We start from the raw sequence: 22,323 nt of genomic DNA, 5'->3' as shown, positions 1-22,323 counted from the left end.
ATTACGTGCCGAGCGAATGCTGAACGCGCCAGAAATTAATCATGTCGCTTTCATTCCGCTTCATGCATTCACGAGCCGCATCATGAGAATTCCCCACCTCGTTCCGCTTCGCACCGCCGTGCTGGCTGGCCTGCTCGGGCTGGCGGGCACGGCAGCCAACGCCTACCAGGACAACGCCACCGGCATCTACTTCGACGGCGGCCACGCCGCGCACGGCGAACTGGGCAGCACCAACTCGGTGACGGCGGGCATGACCTTTCCCTGGTGGCCGGGCGGCGCCCCGCGCACGGGCGCGCTCACCGGCTACTGGGACGTGTTCGTGAGCAACTGGCACGCCCCGGCGCTGGACAACGGCCCGCGCAACTACGCGCAGATCGGCGCCCTCTACACCTGGCGCTACCGCTTCGGCGCGGGCAGCTCGCCCTGGTTCGCCGAAGGCGGCATCGGCGGCAGCGTGATGGACCACGTCTACAAGACGCCCGACCGCAGCTTCAGCACCGCCTTCCAGTTCACCGAGGTGCTGGGCGTGGGGCGCAGCTTCGGCGAGAACGGCGCGCACGAGCTGTCGCTGCGCGTGCAGCACTTTTCGAACGCCGGCATCAAGAAGCCGAACCCGGGCGAAACCTTCCTGCGGGTGCGCTACACGTATCACTTCTGAAATCAACCCAAGTCAGCGCAAATCGGCAACAGTCAGCGCACTGACGCGGCACGCAGCCGCCTCGCGCGCGCCTCGGTCACCAGGTAGCCCACCGTGGCCACCACCAGCGGCAGCAGGTAATACAACCCCCGGTACGCCAGCAGCGCACCCAGCAACTGCGCCTCGGCCACCGCATGCGCGAGCAGGGCGACGAACACGGCCTCCAGCACGCCGAGCCCCGCGGGCACGTGCGTGACCACGCCGGCCACAGCCGCCACCAGCAACACCGCGAGCACGTGCACGTAGTCGACCTGGCCCTGCAGCAGGAACCAGATCACCCCGCCGATCAGCGACCAGTTGGCGCACGACATCGCCAGCTGCAGCAGCGCCATCGGCAGGCTCGGCGTCTTGAACGCATGGCCGCGCACGCGCCACACGCGCCCCTTGGCCGTGGCGCACAGCACCAGGTACGCGAGCGCCACCATCAGCAGCACCGCGCCCAGCACGCGCAGGCCCTCGTTGCCGATCTTCCAGCTCGGCGGCAGCGCCAGCGGCCAGAAGCAGAAGGCCGCGCCCGCCACCACCAGGTAGCCGAACCAGTTGGTCAGCATGCTGAAGCCCAGCACGCGCGTGATGGTGTCGTTGCCCAGACCCAGGCGCGAATACAGCCGGTAGCGAAACGCCACGCCCCCCACCAGCGAGCCCAGGTTGAGGTTGAAGGCGTAGCTGATGAAAGTGACGCCCATCACCGTGCCCGTGCCCAGCCGGTGCCCGGTCAGGTGCCGGCCCAGCAGGTCGTAGGTGCTGTACAGCGCGAAGCTGCAGACCACCAGCGCGCCCGCCGACAGCAGCGTGGCCGCGGGCAATGCGCGAATGGCGTCCAGCACCTCGGCCCAGTCGATGGTGCGCGCCTGCGTCACCAGCAGCCAGGCGATCAGCGCGAAGAAGCCCCAAACCACCGCGCGGCGGGCCCAGGGCCACCAGGCGGTGCGGGAGAGGGCCATCGCGCTCATGTGCAGCCTTTGTTCCGTATTCGGTCGTCGCAGCGCGGGCAGCGTGCGCCGCCGTTCAGGCGGCTTCCGTCTGCGTGGCGCCGCCGGTCGGGTTGCTCAGGCCGGTGTCGCGGCGGCTGGCAAGGTCGGTGGCTTCGGCCAGCGTCAGGCGCGGCACGTGGCGCGGCAGGCGGCCCAGCAGCGCCGGATACCAGCGCAGGATGTGGAACACGAAGAAGCTGCGCACCAGCCGCCAGCCGCTCCATTCGCTGGCGAGGTCGGCGGCTTCTATCTGCTTGCAGCTGTGGCGCATCAGGTGGTCCATGCGCTCCCACAGCACGCCGTTGAAGGCGGTGTCGCGCACGATTACGTTCGACTCCAGGTTGAGCGACAGGCTCAGCGGGTCGAGGTTGCTCGAACCCACCGTGCTCCACTTGTCGTCCATGAGCGCGACCTTGCCGTGCAGCGGGCGTTCGCAGTATTCGTAGATGCGCACGCCCGCGTGCATCAGGTGGTGGTACAGCATGCTCGCGGCCGTCTTCACGATGGGCATGTCGGGCTCGCCCTGCAGGATGAGCCGCACGTCCACCCCACGGCGCGCGGCGCGCCGCAGCTCCTTGATGAGCCGGTAGCCTGGAAAGAAGTACGCGTTGGCGATCACGATGCGGTGCTTGGCCGAGCGAATGGCCGCGCGGTAGTGCCGCTCGATGTCGTTGGTGTGGCGCCGGTTGTCGCGCGTGACGAACATCGCGTCGGCGTCGCCGGCATGGCTTTGCCCCACCGGCGGCGCCTGCTTCAGGCGGCGGCGGAACCAGCCCGCGCCCTTGCCGCCGAGCGCAATGGCGCGCAGCACGAACTGATGAATCTCCGCCACGATGGGGCCTGCCAGCTCCACCGCGTAGTCCTGCTTGGCCTTGGGCCCGAAGTCGAGCAGGTGGTCGGCCGAGTAGTTGATGCCGCCCACGAATGCGCGCTCGCCGTCGATCACCACGATCTTGCGGTGCATGCGGCGAAACACGTTGAGCCGCTGGCCCATGAAGCGCGCACCGGGGTCGAACACCCGCACCTTCACGCCCACCGAGGTGAGCCCTTCGATGAACTCGCGCGAGAGGTCGGGCGAGCCGAAGCCGTCGATCATCAGGTCGACCTTCACGCCGCGCTGCGCGGCCTCGCGCATGGCCGCATGCAGCTGCAGGCCGACCTTGTCCTCGAACAGGATGAAGGTCTCGACGATGACTTCGCGCCGCGCGCTTCGAATGGCATCGAACACGCGCGGGAAGAACTGCTCGCCGTTCTCCAGCAGCTCGACGCGGTTGCCCGCGGTCCAATGGTTGTTGTTCATGGCGCTCTCAGAGATCGATGTTCGCCACCAGCGGCGCATGGTCCGACAGGTGCGACCAGGGCTTGCGCGGCAGCACCACCGGCGCATGCACGCCCGCGTTGCGCACGTAGATGCGGTCCAGCGACAGCACCGGGAAGCGCGCGGGAAAGGTCTTGGCCGCGTGGCCGTTGGCATGCACGAACACCTCGCGCAACGAGGCGCCTTTTTCGAGCACCTCGTGCGCGCGGCCGCGCCAGTCGTTGAAGTCGCCCGCCACGATGAGCGGCGCGTCGGCCGGCACCTCGTCGCGCACGATGTGGCACAGCAGCTCCAGCTGCTGCTGGCGGTGCGCCTCGGCCAGGCCCAGGTGCGCACAGATGGCGTGCACGTCGACCGGGCGGCCCGGCAGCCGCAGCACGCAATGCAGCAGGCCGCGCTTCTCGGGGCCGCTCACCGACACGTCGTGGTTGCGGAAATGCACGATCGGAAATTTCGACAGCACTGCGTTGCCGTGGTGGCCCTTGGGGTACACGGCGTTTCGCCCGTAGGCGAACTGCGGCCACATGGTGTCGGCCAGGAATTCGTAGTGCGGTGCCTCGGGCCAGTTGCTCACCTTGCGCTCGTGGCGCGAATGCGTGCCCAGCACCTCCTGCAGGAACACCACGTCGGCGCCCACCGTGCGCACGGCGTCGCGCAGCTCCGGCAGGATGAACCTGCGGTTCAGCGCGGTGAAGCCCTTGTGGGTGTTCACCGTCATGACCTTCAGCGAGGTGGTGGCGGGCGCGCCTGCGGCAAGCGTCGCATGCGCGGGTTCGGCCTGCGCTGCGGCCTGCACTTCAGCTTGCGTCAGGGTGTTGGAGTTGGGCGAAGAAGACATCGTTGAGCGGGTTGTACGTGCCTGAACGCAGCCTGACTGTAGGAACGGGCCACCTTCTCACGCCCCATTCGAGCGCTCCTTTCAAGCATCCCGTCCGCGCGCGTTCAGCGCCCGCTCAGCACCCTTCAGCCACGGGCGGCCCGCTCCTACAGGCAGGCCTGCCTCGCCCCCACATGGCGGAATTTGCACGGCTCCTACGGTGATTTCAGGGCTCGAGAGATACGACAGAGGGAGCCCACGCTGTTATCCATCGACTCATTCATCGACTTCGAGACAAGCCATAAGGAGCACACACCATGAAGCACGCAACTTTCCACGCCACGGTTCTCGCCGCATTGCTCGGCACCGCCGGCCTCGCGATGGCGCAGGCCACCTCCGTGCCCGCCTCGCCCGACCCATCGGTCGGCGGCCAGGCCAGCACCATGACGCCCGCCGGCGTGCCCAACCCGCCGCAACGCCCCGACAACTCGATGCCCGCATCGCGTGAAGCCGTGAAGGCCGAAGCCCGCGCGCACAACCGCAGCAACGCCACCAACAACGTGCCCAAGGGCGAGGCCACCACCACGGTGAACCACCAGCCCAACGCGATGCCGCAGCCCACGGGCGAGATGTCGCGCGCCGAAGTGAGCCAGACCGGCCGCAAGGTGAAGCCGCAGTTCGGCCAGAAGGGCGAGCGCCCGGAAGTGGTGACGAACCCGACGGACAAGACCGGCACGCCGAAGTAATTTCGCCATCGGTCACCTCAATGGAAAAAACCCGCAGCGCTCGCGCGTTGCGGGTTTTTGTTTTTCCGATGCGCGCTCGCGAGCGCATCGGCAGCCGGGCTCAGCCCTGGCCTTGGCCTTTAGCCCTTGGCAGGTGCCGCACCGCGCGGGCCGCCATCAGGGCCACCGCGGCCGTGGTGACCGCGCGGGCCGCCGAAGTGGGCGGTCTCGGCGTCGAAGGTCTTCTGCTGCTCAGGCGTGAGCGTGGCGTAGAAGGTCTTCGTGGCGTCGGCGCGCTTGGCGAACATGGCGCTGCGCTCGGCCTGGCGGGCCTGCATGCGTTCCAGGCGCTCCGGCGTGGTCAGCTTGGCGAACTCGGCGCGGTCCATGCGCGGCGGGCGGGCACCGGCCGGCGGCTGGCTGGCGGCGGTGAAGGTGCTCCATGCGCCTTCCTGGCCGGCGTTGAGCTTGAGCTTTTCCTTCAGCGCGGCCAGGCGCTTGGCGCGGTGCTCCTGCATGCGCTCCATGCGCTTGGCCGGGTCCATGCGCTTGTGCTGCGCCTTGGGCGCGGCGGCGTTGTCGGCCTGGGCCACCGCGGCCGTGGGTGCGGCTGCGGTGGGAGCGGCCGGCGCTTGAGCGAAGGCGCCCGAAGAGGCGAGGGCGGCCGAACCGAGCAGGCTGGCCCAGACGATGCGTTGGCGAAGAGAGATCATGAGAAATACTTCCTTTCGAAGACTGCCGCCGATGGGCAGCAGGTGAGATGAAGTGTGGAAGACCTCTGTATCGCGCCCGTTAGCCCAGCGTGAGCTTGCGTAAAGAAGAATGAACGCGCGCCGGGGCGCAGCGTCGATCGGTCTTTCTGGGGCTTCTGGGCTCTCGGGTTCTTACTTCGGACGCGGCCGCTTGAGCCCGCGGTCGGGCTTCTGCAGCGTGCCGGCGCGCAGCTCGCCCACGGCGCGGGCCACCGCGCGCGCCACGTTGCGCACTTCTTCCTGCATGTCGGCGTCGGCGTCGAGTTCGTCGTGGCTGGTGGCGTAGGGCTCGTAGTAGCCGATGTAGCGGTCCAGCCGCGCCTGCGTGCCGGCATCGACGAGCCCCATCCAGTCGAGCCAGTCGCACAGGTTGCGCCGCAGGCTCTCGATGCCGGCCACGTCGCCGTGCACCACCACGCCGTAGGCGCGCCCGTCGAGGTGCTTGGGGTAGCCCCAGCCGCCGCCTTCGAGCTCCAGCGCCTTGGCCTCCTCGGGCTTCTTGCCGTGCGTGCTGCTCGGGTCGGGGTTGCCGCCGTCGGCGCACACCAGCCGGTCGATCATCAGCTTCAGCGGGCTCGTGGCCTGGTACCAGTGCGTGGGCGTGAGCAAGATGACGCCGTGCGCGGCCACCCAGCGCTCGTAGATCTCGTTCATCCAGTCGCCGGTCTGGCGCAGCGAATGGTTGGGGTAGCAGCTGCATGGCCAGTGGCACAGCGGCATGGCGGTAGACACGCACCCCTTGCACGGGTGAATCTGCCGCCCGTACTCCGAGGTGACCAGGCTCAGGTCGAGCAGGTCGACCTCGATGCCGCCGCCTTCGAGCACCTCGCGCGCCAGTTCGGCCATGCGCCAGGTCTTGGAGATTTCGCCGGGGCAGGTGCCGTCGTTGCGCGGCGAGCCGTTGACCAGCAGCACGCGCGAGCGCGTCTGCGGCTGGCCCCAGGCGGCCTGCGCCGCGTCGATGCGCGCCTTGGCCTCGAGCCAGTCGACGGACAGGTCGTAGTCGGGGTCTGCGTAGCCGGGGCCGGCCTTGCGCGTCACCGGTGCCTTGCGCCCGTCCTGGTACGCCTCCCAGGCCACGACCTCGATGCGCTGGAGCGCCTCGGCCTCCGCCTTGAAGGCGGGGTCTTGAAAAGGCTGCATGAAGCGTTCATGGAACTCGGCGCGCTGCAGCGTGTCTGGCGCCTGTCCTTTTCGGATCGTGGGGGGCATGGCTGCAATCTAGGCAGCGCGTGCGCGGCGGCGCATGCGTGCCGCATGCCGTCTTGCGGTAGGTGGCCGACTACACCTCTTGGCGCCGCGGCCGGTTTCCGCTCAGCCCAGCTTGCCGTTCTGGAAGTCGTGCACCGCCTGCTTCACCTGCTCCTGCGTGTTCATCACGAAAGGCCCGTACTGCGCGATGGGCTCGTGCAGCGGCTTGCCCGCGATGAGCAGCGCACGCGCCGGGCTGTGGTTGGTCGCGCCCGCGCGCAGCAGCACGCCGTCGCTGCCCGCGTCGTTCGCCAGGATGGCCATGCGCCGCGTGGGAATCTCGCTGCCCGCGATCCACAGCGACTCGCGAAACACATACACCAGCGCGTTGTGATCGTGCGGCAGCGGCTGAGCGAAGTCGGTGCCCGGCGGCAGCGTGATGTCCAGGTACAGCGGCTCGGTGTGCTCGCGCCGCACCGCGCCTTCGATGCCGTGGCTCGCGCCGGCGATCACGCGCACGTGCACGCCGTCGGGGGTGGTGAATTCAGGAATCTCCTCGCTCTGGATGTCGCGGTACCAGGGCTCGCGCATCTTGTCCTTGGCGGGCAGGTTGAGCCACAGCTGAAAGCCTTCCATCAGGCCTTCTTCCTGCTCGGGCAACTCGCTGTGCACCAGGCCGCGGCCGGCGGTCATCCATTGCACGCCGCCGTTCTGCAGCAGGCCTTCGTGGCCGGCGCTGTCGCGGTGGCGCATGCGGCCCGCGATCATGTAGGTGACGGTTTCGAAGCCGCGGTGCGGATGGTTGGGAAAGCCGCCGATGTAGTCGCCCGGGTTGTCGCTGCCGAAGGCGTCGAGCATCAGGTACGGGTCGAGCCGCTTCTGCAGCGGCTGCTGCAGCACGCGGGTGAGCTTGACGCCGTCGCCGTCGCTGGTGGACACACCGGCCACGATGTGGTCGATGCCGCGCGGTGCGGCGACGGGATCGGTGGGGTGGTTGGCGTGGTGATTGGCGTTCGTCATGCGGCCATGGTGTCACCAACGCGCGGGCGGCGCCACCGGGACGCGGTCAGCCCTGCGGCCGTGTCGGACGGCCGGCCGGGCGCTAGGTCGGTGTGATCAGCTGGCCGCCTGGAACTTGGCGCGCATGTGTTCCGGGTACCACTGCGTGAAGCGGATCGCGCCCACGATGGCCGCCACCGTCACCGCAATGCCCACCCACAGCGGCAGCGCGGGCATGTAGACCATGGCCACGTCCGCCAGCACCATCAACCCGAAGGCCACGGCCCAGGCCGCGGTGATGACGTTGTTCACCAGCCTGAAGCCCGGCTGCGTCCACACCTCGGGCGGCGTGCGCTCCTTGGCGTACTGCAGCGTGAAGGGCTGGCGAATGGCCATGCTCGCGAGCACCACGATGAGCAAGCCCGCATCCACGCGCAGCCGCACGCCCAGCAGCGACCATTCGGTGTGCGTGGCCACGGCGTACACCGCCAGGCCGCCGAACAGCGCCAGCGTGCCGATTTCCAGCACCTTGACCGAGCGGCCCGGCGTGAGCCAGTCGCGCACCAGGAACACGGCCGACACCAGCGCCGCGGCCGACAGCGCGGGCACCACGCCGAGCAGGCGGTCGCACAGCGCGAAGACGATGAAGGGCGCGAAGGCCAGCAGCATGCTCATGGCCGCTGCTCCTCATGTTCCTCTTTCGACGGGAACCAGTTCCCGTGGAAGCCCACCGGCACCCGGTGCGGCAGCGAGGCCACGCACAGCGGGCCCGACGCCAGCGCGCGCGCATCGAACACCACCAGGTCGCTGGTGTCGGTGGCGCCGCGCCACACCGTGGCCAGCAGCCAGCCGTCGCCTTCCTCGGCATCGGCCGAGCGCGGCACGAACACGCCTTCGGACACCACGTCGGGCGCCGGAAACTGATAGATGTCGCGGTGCGGCGTGCTGTGGTCGATGTGCACCAGCCCCGCGTACAGCCGCGGCGGTTCGCCCGGCTGCGACACACCGCGGCACACGTACCAGCCGTGGCGGTAGGGCAGGCCGGCCACGCGCTCGTCGATGCGCGGGAACTCGCCCGGAATCTCCTCGAGCTGCGTCTGGGTGAACTCGTGCGTGGTGCTCGACAGATCGAACTGCCAGCGCACCAGCCGGCTGATCGGCGGCTTGTCGCTCACGGGCGAGCCGTCGGGCCTGGGGAACAGCGGAGGCGTGGGGAACTGCACCACGTCGGCGAACAGGCTGCCCTCGGCCTCCCACGCGTTCATGACGTGGAACACGTAGCAGGCGGGGCCCTTCCACCAGACGATGTCGCGCGTGCCGCCGTCGCGCGGCATCAGGCCGACGCGCGTGCCGTGCTCGGGCTCCCACGCGTAAGGCGGGCGACCGCTTTGCGCGCGCTCCATGCTGGCGGTGAGCGGCATGATGGGAAACATCACGTGCCGCTCGGTCACCATGAAGTCGTGGACCATGCTGGGGTAGGGCGCCTCGAAGCGCTCGAAGCGCGTGACGCGGCCTTCGCGCGACATCACGCCGAAGCTCATGCCCGCGGACAGCGGTGCCGGCGTGCCGTAGCCGAAGAACAGCAGCTCGCCGGTCTTCGGGTCGGTCTTGGGGTGCGCGGTGAAGCTGCCGTGCAGGCCGCCGCCGAAGTCGGTGGCGCCCAGCGTGTCGAGCGCGGGCAGGGCCATCTCGACCGGCAGGTGCGCTTCTTCGAGCGCGAGCATGCGCCCGGCGTGGCCGATGACGTTGGTGTTGGCGGAACCGTCGTCGTGCTGCTGCTTGGGCTGTTCGCTCACCGGTGCTTCCTGGAAGCCGCCCGACAGGTCCTTGCCCTCGGCCGCCGCCTGCCAGCGCTGCGTGCGCACCCAGCGGTTGCGGTATCGCACCTGGCCGTCACCGATGCGGAACGCGTGCAGCATGCCGTCGCCCGAGAACCAGTGCGCCTTGGGGTCCGGCGCCACCGGGTTCGGGCCGTTGCGCACCAGCGTGCCGCGCAGCCCGGCGGGCAGCGTGCCCTTGAGCGGCAGCGCGGCCACCTCGGTCTCGAAGTCGATGGGGTCCATGTTCGGCGGGGGTGCGCTGCGGGGAATGGCGTCGTTCATCGGGGGCTCCTTGGGTCGGTGGGAAGGTGCTTTCGAATATCTTTCCAGTGGAAATATCTTCGACTCGACGGGCGAAGTCAAGAAATTTTTCCAGTGGTAAGATTTTTCGGCTTCTTCGCTTCGGCGGCCTATTGGCTGCCCCTTTTCGCGTTTTTCCCTCGATGACCACCGACACCTCGCCCAAGCGCTACCACCACGGTTCCCTGCCCGAAGCCCTGCTGGCCGCGGCAGAAACCGTGCTGCTGCGCGACGGCATTCCCGGCCTGGGCCTGCGCGCCATCGCGCGGGAGGCGGGCGTGTCGCACACGGCGCCCAAGCACCACTTCGGCGACATGACGGGCCTGGTGAGCGAGCTGGCCGCCGTCGGCTACGGCCGCCTGAGCGACGCCATGCGCAACGCCGCGGCCGCGCACGACGAGCTGCGCGCGCGCCGCAACGCCATCGCGCACGCCTACGTGCACTTCGCCTACGACAACCCCGCCATGTTCGGCCTGATGTTCCGCAACGAGATGATCGACATGCAGCGACCCGTGCTGAACGACGCGGCCCGCGAGGCGATGCGGGTGATGGCCGCGATCATCGGCGCGAAGAACGCGCCGCCCGACGGCACCCCCGTTTCGCTCAGCGGCACCGAGGCCATGCGCATCACCGCCGCCTGGGGCTATGTGCACGGGCTGGCGATCCTGCTCATCGACCAGCGCCTGCCCGGCATCATCAAGGTGACGCCCGATTTCGACGACCCGATCGCCCTGGTCGACAAGGCGCTGGACGACGTGCGCTTCGGCTTCGAGGCCTAGCTCAGCGCTGCCAGTAGCTGTACTTCCACTGCGTTTCGAAACCGGCGCGGCGGTACAGCGCCAGCGCCGGCGGGTTGGTGGCGTCCACCTGCAGGAACACGCGCTCGAACCCACACGCCAGCGCCGCCTGCGCCATGCCGGCCAGCACCCGCCCGGCCAGGCCGCGCCCGCGCTGCGCCTGGTCGGTGCGCATGCCGTGCACGCTGGCCAAGCCGTGGCTGAACGCGATGGCGCCGGCCGCCACCGTGCGGCCGCCTTCGCGCACGCTGGCGTAGAGCGTGCCCTTGGCGCGCGACAGCGTGCGCACGCGGTGCGCGCCATCGACCGGGTCGAAACCCTCGCCGAGAAAAAGCGCGGCCCAGGCGTCGTCGGGGGCGCTGTCGATGTCCGCCAATGCGGCGTCGGGCGCGGCCACCTGGCGCATGCGCTGCGCCGAGCCGACCTGCACGCAGGTCGGCGTTTCGGGCCTGTAGCGACGGCGCTCCAGCTCGGCGCGCAACCCCTCGAAGCAGGCGGCGTCGGCCAGGCGCAAGAGTGGCGCGGACTGGCGGCTGAGGCAGCGGTCCTCGATGCGGTCGAGCGTGGCGGGCTCGACCGCGCTGCGGTGCAGCGGCACGGCCGACTTGGCGCGCTTCACGGTGCCTTCGGCGAAGGGCAGCAGCCAGCCGTCGATTTCTTCGCTGAGGTCGGGCGAGACGGCCGCGACGGTGGCGCGCTCGATGGCTTCGATGTCGGGAATGCTCAATGTCATGGCTGTCATTGCTGTCACGGCTGTCATGGCGTGACGGTCATTGCATGGTGTTCAGGGCGTCGCTTCAGGCGCCGTGAACTTCGCCGCGGCCACGCCTTTCAGCAGCGCCTCGCGCTGGGCCCGGCTGATGCCGCGGATGCCCTCGGCCACCCACTTGATGCGGTCGGCGTCGATGTGGCCGTCGCGCCGCCATTGTTCGAGCACCGCCTGCGGCTTGTGCAGCATGGCCGCCAGCCACACGGCCTGCGCCGGCTCCAGCGTGCGCGCGCTGCGCTTGAAGTAGCGCCGCGCCGCGGCCTCGGCGCCGCACAGGTTGCCGCCCCAGGGCGCGTTGTCCAGGTACAGCTGCAGGATGCGGGCCTTGCCCAGCGTCTGCTCCATTTCGACCGCGTACAGCAGCTCGCGCAGCTTGCGCTCGGCCGTGCGGTCGCTGCCCGTGACCAGCAGCTTGGCCAGCTGCTGCGTGAGCGTGCTGCCGCCGCGGCGGATCTGCCCGGGCTTCTGGTTGTTGTCGATGGACGCCAGGATCTCGGTCAGGTCGTAGCCGGTGTGGGTGAAAAAGCGCTGGTCTTCCGCCGCGATGACCGCGCGCGCCAGCCAGCTGTCGTTCGTGAGCCTGGCCGACGGCCCGCAGCTGGTGCGCGCGTTCAGCATGGCCTCGGTGCCCAGCCCCTCGACCGTGAACTGGCCGATGGTCGGCTGCACCGCGAAGGTCGCCTCCGGCAGCACCAGCTGGCCGCGCAACGCCAGCGTGCCGCCGATGCGCGCGCGCTGCAGCTCGGGCAGCGTGGGCACCAGCACCGCGTACCAGCGGGCGATGGGGGCGTCCTGCACGTTGGCGTTGAGCTGCAGGTTCTTCGGCGTGAGCTTGCCGTCCCAGTGGCCCTGCAGCGGCGTGGTGTCGGTGCTCAGCGGCATGGCCTCGAAGCTGCCGGCGAGCGTGTTGCCGTCGCGCCGCACGGTGGCGACCAGGCGCTCCACCTTGATCGGCTGGGTGCCCAGCGCCGACACCTCGGCGCTGCAGGGCACGCACTGCATCTCGAGCAGTTCGCCGGCCGGCTTCCAGGCAAAGCGCACGGTGCCGAAGCGGGTGTCCAGCGTGCGGCCGTCCAGGTAGGGCGCGAACCATGACGAGGTGGCCACGCGCAATGCCGTGGGCACGCCGATTTCAAAATTCAGCGGGCCCGCCTTCACCGTGGTGCTCCATTCGCCCGCGGCGGGTGCGAGCGCCAGCTTGACTATCAAAAAGATAGCCACAAACGCCGTCACGATGAGGGCCAGCAGCCCGAAAAGCACAAATCTCAGGGTCTTCTTCACAGGCTCGTTTCTTCAGATCGGTCTTGCCACGGTGACAGCTTGCCACGGCCCATGCGACTGGCCGCTGGCCGCTGCCCAGTACCAGGCTGAAGTGTCTGTGAAAGCCGTGCCGCGGGCATCCTCGATGCGCTCGCAGACGCGTAATTTTTGCGCCCCGTGCCGTTGCGCAACAAAACAGCGCCACATGCGTTCCTGCGCATCGCGTTCCAGCCGCGCCTGCTCGATGCGGTAGCCCAGCGCGCGGTAGCAGTCCACCGCCGGGTGCAGCATGCGCGTGGGCTGCGTCACCTGGCGCATCACCAGGGTCTGCGTGCCGTCGGTCATGCGGCCGATGGCGCCGGGAAAGTGGTCGGCAAAGCGCTGCTCGACCTCGCTGAGCGCCAGCGGGCGCAGCGAGGCGCCGTCCCATTGCGCAGGCCACTCCGCTTGCCATTCATGCGAGGCCAGCGCCGCGGCCGGTTCGGCCGGCGCGCGCACCGCCGCCGTGATCGACCACACCATGCACAGCACCATCGCCAGCGCAAAGGCCGACTTGTGGCCGATGCGGTTGATGAAATGGTTCGCGAACCAACGCTCAAAGAACGGTGTCGACACGGCGGCCTCCCTGGGTGGTGATGAGGCCCGGAATCGAGACGGGCGCTTCGGCAGATTGACGGGACGTACGTGCGCGCGATGTACGTGAGCGCGATGTAAGTGAGCGAGATGGATTCGACGGCACCATCAGCCGCGCGATGGCCGCGCACACCACCGCCAGCACCAGCAGCCCCAGCGCGTTGTGTGCCCAGGGCGCCAGCGGGTGGCCGGCGCCTTCGAAGGCAATCAGCACGCTGTTGCGCACGATGTTCCCGGCCAGCACCAACAGCCCGGCCAGCGGCAGCCGGCGCGCGAAGCCGCGGTCGGAGCGCCCGGCCCACAGCGCGACCGCGCAGGCCGTGAAGTAACCGAGCCACACCATCTGCACGCCGGAGCAGGGCGCGTCCACGATGACCAGGCGGCCGTCGATCACCAGCGTGGCGCCTTCGCGCGCCACCTCGAAGCCCGGCGCCAGCAGCCAGCGGCTGACCTCGGCCGTGACCACGCGCAGCGGGTAGCCCGCATAGAACTGCAGCGACGACAGCAGCGGCAGCGCCAGCACCGACAGCCCCGCCACCGGCAGCGCTGCCATGCGCCGCGGCAGAAAGGCGAGCAGGCCGCACGCCAGCGCCAGCACGGCCAGCAACCCCGCCGCCAGCGGCGGCAGCGCGGGCACCACGCCGAGCCCCGTGCGCAGCAGCGTCGCCAGCACGGTGCCCGCGCCGGCCAACGCGAGCCAGCCCAGGCGCGGCGAGGCGCGCAGCTCGCGCCGGCGGCTCCAGGCCAGCGCGGCGAGCGCGACCAGCGCCAGCAGCCCCATCGGGTCGTCCGAGCCGTCGCGCATGCGCTGCACCATCCAGGCCCAAGTCGGCGTCAGCGCGGCGAACTGCAGCGCGAGCCAGCCGGCGGCCGGCGTGCGGTCGATGTGGATGCCCCAGTCCACGATGCGCGGGTGGCGGTGGGCAAGTGTTGCCAACGACATGTGACTTCTCTTTCTTTCTCTTTTTCTGTTCAGGACGTGAAGCGCCGCGTGTCGTTGCGGCGCGCGCGGCGGCGCAGCATGGCCAGCATCGACAGCACCACCGCGATGGCGCCCAGCGATTCGGGTTCCGGCGTGCTCGGCACTTCGGCGCCCAGGCTCGGCACGGCCAGCTCGCTCACGCCTTGCGGCAGGGGCAGAGGCTGGTTCACCTGCGCGGCGTCTTGCGGCGCCAGGTTGCGCACCACCTTGTCGACGGCGATGAAGCTCGTGTACTGCGTGAGCAGGCTGTACTTCAGGCCCAGCTCGGTGATGCGTTCCTTGAACGCGCCGTTGCCTTCCAGCGTTTCCTGGTCGCTCAGGCCCTGGATGCGGTGGCGCGCCCACAGCGTGCGCAGCGCGGCCGTGTCCTGGCGGGTGCGGTCGTCGATGCGCACTTCTTCGCGGTACGGGCCGCTGGCACTCTGGCCTTCGACGATCACGCGGCCCTTGGCCTGCCCGTTCGCATCCCCGCGCCACTTGCCGAACACGATGACGGGGCGCTCGCCCAGCACGTCGGGCAGCACCTGCGGTTCCACGTCGTACACGTCGAGCCCGCCGAAGGTGGCCTTCACGTTGGTGAGCACCGGCGACTCGACCATGCGGCGAAAGCGTGCGGCCTGCTCGGGCGCCTGCACCGGGTCGGTGATGATGAAGGGCTCGCCCATGCCGGCGCGCGCAATGCCTTCCATCAGGCTGCGGTTCACCGTCGAGCCGATGCCGAAGGCGAACACGTTGGCCTTCGACAGGTTGTTGCGCACCAGCTCGAAGGCCTCGCGCTCCACCGTCACGTAGCCGTCGGTCACCACCACCACGGTGCGCGACACGTTCTCTTCCTTCGGCTCGGCGTACACGCGCTTGAGCGCGGGAATCAGCTCGGTGCTGCCGCTGCCGCTGTAGTTCTGGATGGTGGCCAGCGCCTGCTGGATGTTGGCGCGCGTGGCCGGCACCGACCTGGGCGACAGCATCTTGTTGCTGCCCGAGAACAGCAGCACGTTGAAGGTGTCGCTCGGGCGCAGCCCGCCGATCAGCCGCTCGAGCACCGTCTTGGCGGTGTCCAGCGGAAAGCCGTGCATCGAGCCCGAGATGTCGACCACGAAGATGTAGTCGCGCGGCGAAATGGCGCTGGCCGCCACGGCCTTGGGCGGCTCCACCATCGCGAGGAAGAAGTTTTCCGCATGCTCGCCCTGGCCCTTGTAGAGCATCAGGCCCGACTCGATCTTCTCGCCCGCCAGGCGGTAGTCGAGCACGAAGTCGCGGTTTTCCGCGGGGCGGCCGTCGGCGGCGAGGGCGATGTCGGCGTGCTGGTCTTCGTCGCTCTTCTTCACCTCGATGGTGTGCGTGGCCGAGCGAATCTCCTTGATGCCGATCGGCGTGTCGATGCTGGCCTTCAGCCTGAAGCTGGTGCTCGACGCGGCTCCAGCGGGCAACACGGGTTGTGCCACCCATTTCGCCTGCGCGTTCTCCGACTGCGGCGAGTTGTAGCGCGGGCCCGCCACGGTCGGGAACACGAACTGGTAGTTGCCCGACTGCGGCACCAGCAGCTCGGTGTAGCGCAGCTCCACCTTCACGTCGTCGCCGGGCAGGATGTTGGCGACGTTCATCTGGAACACGTTGGGCAGGTGCTGCTCGAGCAGCGCGGCGGTCTTGCCCTCTTTCTTGGCGGTGTCGTACTCGATCTGCGCCTGCTGCTTCTCTCGGATCTGCGCGGTGATGAGGCGGTCGGCCAGGCGCACGTTCATGCCGCTCACCGCGGCCTTGGTCGAGCCGGGAAACACGTACTTCGCCTCGATGGCGCGCCGGCCTTCGTTGCGGTAGGTCTGCGTGACCGTCACGTCGGCGATCACGCCCGAGATCTTCACCGACACCTCGGTGCCCTTCAGCGGCAGGCGGTCGACCGAGGGGTCGTCGCTCTTCACGAAGAAGTACGGGCTCTCGGTCTTCAGGCGGGGCGCGGCGGACGACTCCTGCGCGTGCACCGGGCGAACGCCCATGGCGATGAAACCCGCGGCCGCCAGGCTCACGGTGGCGAGCCAGAGCCAGCGGCCGGGGCGTGGGGTGGTGTGGGCATCCATGGCGGGGGTCCTTGTCCGTGCGAACTTGCACGGCCGCAACTTTCGCCATCGCCCGAGAAGGCAGTGGGAAGCCTTCTTGAAGTGCGCAACGCCCGCGCGCCGCTGTGTGAAGTCTGTGTGAAGCCGCCCGGCGCCGGCGCTTCACACGGCCTTCGGGTGGCGCCGCGAGCATCGCGCCATCGACGACAACCAAGGAGAAGAAAAATGCTTCAGCTGTTCAGGGCCCTGCAGAGCTCGATGCTGGTGAAGGTGGCCGGCCTGTTCGTGCTGGTGTTGCTGCTGTGCATTCCGCTGGCGGAAATCGACGCCATCAACCGCGAGCGCGGCGAGAGCCAGCGCGAAGCCGCCCAGGAACTCGCCGCCACCTACGCGGGCCGCCAGACCGTGGTCGGCCCGCTGATGCTGGTGCCGTACGTGGAGCGCTGGATGGAAACGCAACGCGACGCGCAAGGCAAGGTCATCGGCCAGGAGGCGCGCGCCAAGGAAATGGCCCACGTGGTGTTCCCCGACAAGCTGCACATCGAAGGCAGCATGGCGCCGCAGGAGCGCTACCGCGGCATCTTCAAGATTCCGTTCTACACGCTGAACGCCACGCTCAGCGGCGGCTTCACGGCCTTCGACCCGAAGGCCGTGTCGCACAGCGAGGCCGATTCCAAGATCGAGTTCAAGGCACCGTTCATCGCCTTCAACGTGAGCGACCTGCGCGGCCTCGACGGTTCGCCCGCGATCACCATGAACGGCGAGGCACTGCGCTTTCGCCAGCGCGTGCCGGGCATTGCCGACGACGCCTGGTTTGCCGACGGCATCCATGCGCCGCTGACCGGCGCCGCGCTCGCGGCCTGGCAGGCCGGCACGCCGATTCCCTTCGACATGAAGATCGGCCTGGTCGGGCAGGACACGCTGGCCATCGCGCCCATTGCGGAAGAAACCACCGCCCACCTGATTTCGCCCTGGGCGCACCCGAGCTTCGGCGGCCGCTTTCTTGCCGCCGAACGCAGCGTGACACCGCAGGGCTTCGACGCGCACTGGCGCGTGTCGTCGCTGGTGACGTCCGCGCGCGAACAGGTGCGTGCCGGTCTTTCGGGCTCCGGCAGCGGCTCGGGCAACGACGTGGCGATGGCCGCGGGCGCTGCCATGAGCAGCGACAGCGCCAGCGCCAACCGCGTGGCGCGCCGCAACCTCGGCCCGCTGCAGACCTTCGACGTGTCGCTCGCGCAGCCCATCAACGTCTACTCGATGAGCACGCGCGCGGGCAAGTACGGCATGCTGTTCATCGGCCTGGTGCTGATGGCGGCCTTCATGTTCGAGCTGTTCCGCAAGCTGCGCCTGCACCCGGTGCAATACGGGCTGGTGGGGCTGTCGATTGCGCTGTTCTTCCTGCTGCTGCTGGCGCTGTCGGAAAAGTTCGCGTTCTGGATGGCCTATGCGGGCGCGGCCACGGCCAGCGTCGCGTTGCTGGCGGTGTACTTCAGCGCGGTGCTCGACGGCTGGCGTCGCGGCATGTCCTTCGGTGCGTTCGTGGCGCTGCTGTATGGCGCGCTGTACGGGCTGCTGGCTTCGGAAAGCAACGCACTGCTGCTGGGCGCACTGCTGATCTTCGGCATGCTGGCGGTGCTGATGGTGGTGACGCGCAAGGTCGACTGGTATGCGCTCTCGCGGCGCAACGACGCGGTGCCGGCCACCGCCAGCACAGCCAGCACAGGCACCACCAACACCACCGCCGAAGCGCAGCCCGCATGAAACTGCTGCGGGCCATCGCCGCTGCCGCGGGCTGGCTGGCCCTGGCCACGCTGTGGTTCTGGGCCTGGCACCTGAAGGACCCGCACCTGCTCTTCATGCGCCGCTGGGAGCTGCCGCTGCTGCTCGCGGCACTGGCCGCCGCCATCGTCGTCGCGTGGCGCTTCGCGCGCGGCATGCTGCGCCCGTTGGCGCTGGGCCTGGCCTGCGCGGCCTTGCTCATGGCGCTGTGCAACGAGGCCGCCTCGCGCCAGCACCGCGCCGAAGTGCGCGCGATGTCGGGCCCTGCGGCGCAAGCGCTGGGCGCGCACTTCATCGTCGGCTACGACGATGCGAACGACGTGCGCGAGCTCGCGCGCCGCGGCCTCATCGGCGGCATCTTCGTGACGGGGCGCAATGTGAAGGGCCGCACGGCCGACGCCCTGCGCGAAGAAATCCAGGGGTTGCAGGCCGTGCGGCGGCAGGCCGGCCTGCCGCCGCTCATCGTGGCGACCGACCAGGAGGGCGGCGGCGTGTCGCGGCTGTCTCCACTGGTCGAGCGCCAGCCCGCGCTGTCGAGCCTGCTCGACGCGGAGGTGCCCGAAGACCAGCTCGCCGAACGCGCCCGGGCGTACGGCGAACAGCAAGGCAAGGCGCTGGCCGACCTGGGCGTCACGCTCAACTTCAGCCCGGTGGTCGACCTGCGGCCGGGCCGCGCGCCGGGCCGCTGGGACCTGCACACGCGCATCGAGGAACGCGCCATCTCCGCCGACCCCGCGCTCACCACGCAGGTGGCGCTCGCTTACGCGCAAGGCCTTGAAGCCGCTGGCGTTCGCGGCACGCTGAAGCACTTTCCGGGGCTGGCGGGCGTCACTGCGGACACACACCATTTCGCCGCCGAACTGCGAACGCCGGTCGCCCAGCTGGCCGCGAAAGACTGGAAACCATTTCAAGAAGTGTCGAAACAATCTGACGCAGCGATCATGCTGGGCCATGTCATCCTTGCGGAACTCGACGCCGAATACCCGGTCTCTTTCTCGCGCAGAATCGTGCAGCGGGTGATTCGGGGCGAGTGGGGCTACCAGGGCCTGCTCGTCACCGACGACCTCACGATGGGCGCGGCCTACAACCGTGGTCTGTGCGAAGCCACTGTCCGAGCGCTCGACGCGGGCGTGGACCTCCTGCTGATCGCCTTCGACCACGACAAGTACTTCGATGCCATGCACTGCGCGCACCAGGCCGCCGGCCTGACCGCCCGGCTCGCCACGCGGCGCGGTGCGCTCGATCTCCCGATGCCGGAACGCCGCGGCGCGCAGCGGCTCCAATCCTTTCGCTAGCTAGCTCTTCCTATGTTCAAACGTTCAAGCTCCAACCCTCCCGACGGTTCCGACGAAGGCATCGACGGCGACGGCCCGGTCGATCCGAACCGCCGCTGGAAACGCATCGCGGGGTGGGGCGCCATCGTGGTGGGCTCCGGCGCGCTGGTGGCCATCGTCGCGGCCATCGTGGCCGTGGTGGCCATCTACCCGAAGCTGCCCGATGTATCGGAGCTGGCCGACTACCGCCCCAAGTTGCCGCTGCGCGTGTACTCGAGCGAGGGGCAGATGATCGGCGAGTTCGGCGAAGAGCGCCGCAACCTCACGCCCTTCGCGAACATTCCCAAGGTGATGAAGGACGCGGTGCTGGCCGTGGAAGACGCGCGCTTCTACGACCACGGCGGCGTCGACTACAAGGGCTTCCTGCGTGCCGCCGTGGCCAGCCTGAAGGGCGGGCGCAAGCAGGGCGCCTCGACCATCACCATGCAGGTGGCGCGCAACGTGTACCTGAGCTCGGAGCGCACGCTGAGCCGCAAGTCGTACGAGATCCTGCTGGCGCTGCGGCTCGAGCAGCAGCTCACCAAGGACCAGATCCTGGAGATCTACCTGAACCAGATCTACCTGGGCAACCGCGCCTACGGTTTCGCCGCCGCCTCGGAAACCTACTTCGGCAAGCCGCTGCAGAACGTGACCATCGCCGAGGCCGCCATGCTGGCCGGCCTGCCGAAGGCGCCGGGCGCCAACAACCCGGTGGCCAACCCGCGCCGCGCACGCGCGCGCCAGCTGTACGTGATCGACCGCATGCAGGAAACCGGCTTCATCACCGCGCAGCAGGCGGCCGAGGCCAAGAAGGAAGAACTGCACCTGCGCGATTCGGCCGACCCGAGCCGCCTGCATGCCGAGTACGTGGCCGAGACGGTGCGCCAGATGATGTACGCGCAGTACGGCGACAGCATCTACACCAGCGGCCTGAAGGTCTACACCTCGCTGGTGGCGGCGGACCAGGCCGCGGCGTACAAGTCGCTGCGCAAGGGCATCATGGACTACGAGCGCCGCCAGCCCTACCGCGGCCCCGAGAAGTTCGTCGACCTGCCGAGCGAGCAGAAGGAAGTCGACGAAGCCGTGGACGACGCGCTGGCCGAACACCCCGACAACGGCGACGTGGTCGCGGCCGTGGTGCTCGATGCGAACGCGAAGGAAATCAGCGCGGTGCGCGCCAACGGCGAAACCGTGCAGATCACCGGCGACGGCCTGAAGCCCGCGCAGTCGGGCCTGGCCGCGAAGGCGCCGCCCAACATCAAGATCCGACGCGGCGCGGTCATTCGCGTGGCACGCACGCCGAAGAACACCTGGGAGATCACGCAGCTGCCCGAAGTGGAAGGCGCCTTCATCGGCATGGACCCGCGCAGCGGCGCCATCAAGGCGCTGGTGGGCGGCTTCGATTTCGGCAAGAACAAGTTCAACCACGTCACGCAGGCCTGGCGCCAGCCGGGCTCCAGCTTCAAGCCCTTCATCTATTCGGCCGCACTGGAAAAAGGCTTCTCGCCCTCCACCGTGGTGAACGACGCGCCGCTGCACTTCGACGCCGCCGAGAACGGCGGCCAGCCCTGGGAGCCGAAGAACTTCGAAGGCACCTACGAAGGCCCGATGCCGCTGCGCACCGCGCTCATGAAGTCGAAGAACCTGGTCACGCTGCGCGTGCTGCAGTCCATCGGCGCGCCCTACGCGCAAGACTGGGTCACCCGGTTCGGCTTCGACAAGGACAAGCAACCCGCCAACCTCCCGATGGGCCTGGGCGCCGGCTCGGTCACGCCGATGCAGATGGCCGTGGGCTATTCGGTGTTCGCCAACGGCGGCTACCGCGTGAACCCGTACCTGGTGACGCGCGTGACCGACCTGCGCGACAAGGTCATCATGGAAACCGAGGCGCCGGTGCTCGACGAAACGCGCCGCGCGATTCCGCAGCGCAACGCCTTCGTCATGGAGTCGCTGCTGCAGAGCGTGGTGAAGAACGGCACCGGCTTCAAGGCGCACCAGGCACTGAAGCGCGACGACCTCTACGGCAAGACCGGCACCACCAACGACTCGTTCGACACCTGGTTCGCGGGCTTCCAGCCGACCATGGTCGGCATCGCGTGGATCGGCTACGACACGCCGCGCCAACTCGGCGTGCGCGGCGAAACGGGTGGCAGCCTGAGCCTGCCGATCTGGGTCGGCTACATGCAGACCGCGCTGCAGGGCGTGCCCGTGACGCTGCCGGCCGAGCCGCCGGGCATCGTGAACGTCGACGGCGAGCTGTACTTCGACGACTTCACGCCGGGCCACAACGTGGCCAGCCTGGGGCTGGACACCGAGGCGGCGCCGCCGCCGGTGGAAGAGATCACCGGCGCGCCGCTGGGGGCGCCGCCGCAGCCCGAGGAGCGCAACAAGATCCTGGACTTCTTCCGGTAGCCGCGGACGCCGCAAAAAGAACGGCGTACCCACAGAGCGTGCCGACAGGGCGGGTCGCGGTGCCTACACTCGGTGCTGCGTCCCGCCTTCTCTTTTTCTTCCCCACGACTCCATGGAAATTCTTACCCTGGTGGCATTGATTGCCGCTGGCTTCTACATTCTCAAATCCCGGGAGCAGCGCCAGCGCATCGCCGTGCTGGGCAGCCACCTCGGGCGCTACCAGATCGAACGGCTCATGGAGAGCCTGACTTCCGGCTACCTGCGCTGCCTGGGCGAAGACGACGCCGAGCGCCGCCAGCAGATCTGGCACCTGCTGGACGCCACCGAAGAAAAAATCGCCGGCCAGCTCGAGAGCTTCGCCGCCGAGATGTCGCGCGTGCCCGAACCCGTGTCACGCGTGAGCAAGCTGCCGGTGGCGCTGCCGCTGGCCACCCAGCTCCTGCCGGCCGCCACCTTCGATGTGCGCCAGGCATTGCTCATCCACGCGCGCGGCGTGGCCGGCGTGATGCGCAACGACGCGGGGCGCACGCCCAAGTCGAAGGCCTTCACGATGTCGGCCGAGCTGTTCCTGCTGCAGCACACCTGCCACTGGTATTGCAAGTCGAAGACCGTGGCGTCGGCGCGCATGCTGGCGCGCCACCAGACGTCGTACGACCAGCTGCTGGCCGCGGTGAGCCCGGAAACGCGCAATGCGTACCGGACGCTGACGGGTAGCTAACCGGCCAGCAAGCCTG

At 69.0% G+C, this 22,323-nt stretch carries 20 protein-coding genes; 7 read left to right on the top strand and 13 right to left on the bottom strand.

The window, feature by feature from the left end; translation table 11 throughout:
- Nucleotides 1–82: 82 nt before the first annotated feature.
- Entirely contained in the window at nt 83–658 is a 576-nt protein-coding gene (locus QTI51_RS27930; RefSeq protein ID WP_116911721.1) for an acyloxyacyl hydrolase, read from the top strand.
- A 32-nt stretch (nt 659–690) separates the two neighbouring features.
- Here the strand turns inward: QTI51_RS27930 and QTI51_RS27925 are convergent, their stop codons facing one another.
- From QTI51_RS27925 to QTI51_RS27915, 3 genes are read right to left on the bottom strand one after another with little or no spacing between them, the layout of a single operon-like run.
- Nucleotides 691–1,650, bottom strand: a complete 960-nt coding sequence (locus QTI51_RS27925) for a lysylphosphatidylglycerol synthase domain-containing protein (protein ID WP_116911722.1) — start codon at nt 1,648–1,650, stop codon at nt 691–693.
- 55 nt (nt 1,651–1,705) lie between these two features.
- Nucleotides 1,706–2,971, bottom strand: coding sequence for a cardiolipin synthase ClsB (clsB, locus tag QTI51_RS27920; RefSeq protein ID WP_116911723.1), 1,266 nt, complete (start codon nt 2,969–2,971; stop codon nt 1,706–1,708).
- A gap of 7 nt (nt 2,972–2,978) precedes the next feature.
- Complete coding sequence (locus tag QTI51_RS27915; RefSeq protein ID WP_503011547.1) at nt 2,979–3,827, bottom strand: endonuclease/exonuclease/phosphatase family protein; 849 nt, start codon at nt 3,825–3,827, stop codon at nt 2,979–2,981.
- 296 nt (nt 3,828–4,123) lie between these two features.
- On the opposite strand from QTI51_RS27915, the gene QTI51_RS27910 reads away from it, so the two are divergent.
- On the top strand, nt 4,124–4,552 hold the full coding sequence (locus QTI51_RS27910; RefSeq protein ID WP_116911724.1) for a serine/threonine protein kinase: 429 nt from the start codon (nt 4,124–4,126) through the stop codon (nt 4,550–4,552).
- 119 nt (nt 4,553–4,671) lie between these two features.
- On the opposite strand, the gene QTI51_RS27905 is transcribed toward QTI51_RS27910, so the two are convergent.
- The 5 genes from QTI51_RS27905 to QTI51_RS27885 form a co-directional block, all read right to left on the bottom strand.
- Nucleotides 4,672–5,244: a Spy/CpxP family protein refolding chaperone gene (locus QTI51_RS27905; RefSeq protein WP_116911725.1), complete on the bottom strand. Its 573-nt coding sequence runs from the start codon at nt 5,242–5,244 to the stop codon at nt 4,672–4,674.
- Nucleotides 5,245–5,415: 171 nt separating this feature from the next.
- A complete protein-coding gene (locus tag QTI51_RS27900) occupies nt 5,416–6,495 on the bottom strand; it encodes a flavodoxin family protein (protein WP_116911726.1) in 1,080 nt (359 codons plus the stop codon).
- 102 nt (nt 6,496–6,597) lie between these two features.
- On the bottom strand, nt 6,598–7,494 hold the full coding sequence (locus QTI51_RS27895) for a pirin family protein (protein WP_116911727.1): 897 nt from the start codon (nt 7,492–7,494) through the stop codon (nt 6,598–6,600).
- Nucleotides 7,495–7,590: 96 nt separating this feature from the next.
- Nucleotides 7,591–8,148 carry a hypothetical protein gene (locus tag QTI51_RS27890; protein ID WP_116911728.1) on the bottom strand — a complete coding sequence of 186 codons (558 nt, stop codon included), beginning with the start codon at nt 8,146–8,148 and terminating at the stop codon, nt 7,591–7,593.
- The gene (locus tag QTI51_RS27885) at nt 8,145–9,575 is read right to left on the bottom strand and encodes a carotenoid oxygenase family protein (RefSeq protein WP_116911729.1); all 1,431 of its coding nucleotides are present in this window, start codon (nt 9,573–9,575) and stop codon (nt 8,145–8,147) included. The genes QTI51_RS27890 and QTI51_RS27885 overlap by 4 nt, the downstream gene beginning before the upstream one ends.
- A 161-nt stretch (nt 9,576–9,736) precedes the next feature.
- On the opposite strand from QTI51_RS27885, the gene QTI51_RS27880 reads away from it, so the two are divergent.
- Nucleotides 9,737–10,372, top strand: coding sequence for a TetR/AcrR family transcriptional regulator (locus tag QTI51_RS27880; protein WP_116911730.1), 636 nt, complete (start codon nt 9,737–9,739; stop codon nt 10,370–10,372).
- Between the two features lies 1 nt (nt 10,373).
- Here QTI51_RS27880 and QTI51_RS27875 read toward each other — a convergent pair whose 3' ends face one another.
- The 5 genes from QTI51_RS27875 to QTI51_RS27855 are packed head-to-tail and all read right to left on the bottom strand — an operon-like array spanning nt 10,374 to nt 16,106.
- Nucleotides 10,374–11,132: a GNAT family N-acetyltransferase gene (locus QTI51_RS27875; RefSeq protein ID WP_286516861.1), complete on the bottom strand. Its 759-nt coding sequence runs from the start codon at nt 11,130–11,132 to the stop codon at nt 10,374–10,376.
- Nucleotides 11,133–11,174: 42 nt separating this feature from the next.
- Nucleotides 11,175–12,440, bottom strand: coding sequence for a biosynthetic peptidoglycan transglycosylase (locus QTI51_RS27870; protein WP_116911731.1), 1,266 nt, complete (start codon nt 12,438–12,440; stop codon nt 11,175–11,177).
- 12 nt (nt 12,441–12,452) lie between these two features.
- On the bottom strand, nt 12,453–13,034 hold the full coding sequence (gene xrtQb, locus QTI51_RS27865; protein ID WP_116911732.1) for an exosortase Q subunit 2: 582 nt from the start codon (nt 13,032–13,034) through the stop codon (nt 12,453–12,455).
- The gene (gene xrtQa / locus QTI51_RS27860) at nt 13,015–13,995 is read right to left on the bottom strand and encodes an exosortase Q (RefSeq protein ID WP_116911733.1); all 981 of its coding nucleotides are present in this window, start codon (nt 13,993–13,995) and stop codon (nt 13,015–13,017) included. The genes xrtQb and xrtQa overlap by 20 nt, the downstream gene beginning before the upstream one ends.
- A 29-nt stretch (nt 13,996–14,024) precedes the next feature.
- The gene (locus tag QTI51_RS27855) at nt 14,025–16,106 is read right to left on the bottom strand and encodes a VIT and vWA domain-containing protein (RefSeq protein ID WP_116911734.1); all 2,082 of its coding nucleotides are present in this window, start codon (nt 16,104–16,106) and stop codon (nt 14,025–14,027) included.
- Nucleotides 16,107–16,310: 204 nt separating this feature from the next.
- Between QTI51_RS27855 and creD the strand changes: the two genes are divergently transcribed.
- The 4 genes from creD to QTI51_RS27835 all read left to right on the top strand — a co-directional run bounded on the left by creD (nt 16,311) and on the right by QTI51_RS27835 (nt 22,307).
- Nucleotides 16,311–17,846: a cell envelope integrity protein CreD gene (gene creD, locus QTI51_RS27850; RefSeq protein WP_116911735.1), complete on the top strand. Its 1,536-nt coding sequence runs from the start codon at nt 16,311–16,313 to the stop codon at nt 17,844–17,846.
- Nucleotides 17,843–19,159: a glycoside hydrolase family 3 N-terminal domain-containing protein gene (locus QTI51_RS27845; RefSeq protein ID WP_116911736.1), complete on the top strand. Its 1,317-nt coding sequence runs from the start codon at nt 17,843–17,845 to the stop codon at nt 19,157–19,159. The genes creD and QTI51_RS27845 overlap by 4 nt, the downstream gene beginning before the upstream one ends.
- Nucleotides 19,160–19,171: 12 nt before the next feature.
- Nucleotides 19,172–21,589: a penicillin-binding protein 1A gene (locus QTI51_RS27840; protein ID WP_207786768.1), complete on the top strand. Its 2,418-nt coding sequence runs from the start codon at nt 19,172–19,174 to the stop codon at nt 21,587–21,589.
- A gap of 112 nt (nt 21,590–21,701) precedes the next feature.
- Nucleotides 21,702–22,307 carry a hypothetical protein gene (locus tag QTI51_RS27835; RefSeq protein WP_116911737.1) on the top strand — a complete coding sequence of 202 codons (606 nt, stop codon included), beginning with the start codon at nt 21,702–21,704 and terminating at the stop codon, nt 22,305–22,307.
- Nucleotides 22,308–22,323: the final 16 nt, after the last annotated feature.

Origin of the sequence: Variovorax sp. J22G73, from assembly GCF_030317035.1 — a bacterium.
GTDB lineage: Bacteria > Pseudomonadota > Gammaproteobacteria > Burkholderiales > Burkholderiaceae_C > Variovorax.
This window is presented reverse-complemented; position numbering and strand designations above follow the sequence as displayed.